General features: G+C 66.2%; 1 protein-coding gene. It reads left to right on the top strand.

Annotated elements, in window-relative coordinates; genetic code table 11:
• Positions 1–62: 62 nt before the first annotated feature.
• Positions 63–547 (top strand): flagellin N-terminal helical domain-containing protein (locus tag ABD823_RS34510; RefSeq protein WP_486352092.1); only part of this gene is annotated, 485 nt, incomplete at its 3' end.

The raw sequence follows: 547 nt of genomic DNA, 5'->3' as shown, positions 1-547 counted from the left end.
CGATGGATGAGGCAGACCGGGCCACGGACGGACCGGCACGACCCCGCTAAGGAGAGATCATCATGGGTCTGCGTATCAACCAGAACATCGGCGCGATGAACGCCTACCGCAACCTGTCGGTCAACGACGGTGCGATGTCGAAGTCGCTGGAGAAGCTGTCCAGCGGTTTCCGGATCAACCGTGCGGCCGACGACGCGGCGGGTCTGTCCATCAGCGAGGGCCTGCGCGCCCAGACCGGTGGCCTGAAGGTCGCCGTGCGCAACGCGCAGGACGGTGTGTCGGTCGTGCAGACCGCTGAAGGTGCGCTCACCGAGACGCACGCGATCCTTCAGCGCATGCGTGACCTGGCCGTCCAGTCGGCCAACGGCGGTTCCCAGGACGCCAAGGCGCAGGAGGCGGCCGACAAGGAGTTCCAGGCTCTGAAGACCGAGCTGGACCGGATCTCCGACACCACGTCCTTCGGCAGCCAGAAGCTGCTGGACGGTACCTACAACGGCACCTTCCAGGTCGGCTCCAACGGCAACGACGCCGCCGAGCGCATCAGCGT

It is taken from the genome of Planomonospora alba, from assembly GCF_039534085.1.
GTDB lineage: Bacteria > Actinomycetota > Actinomycetes > Streptosporangiales > Streptosporangiaceae > Planomonospora_B > Planomonospora_B alba.
This window is presented reverse-complemented; position numbering and strand designations above follow the sequence as displayed.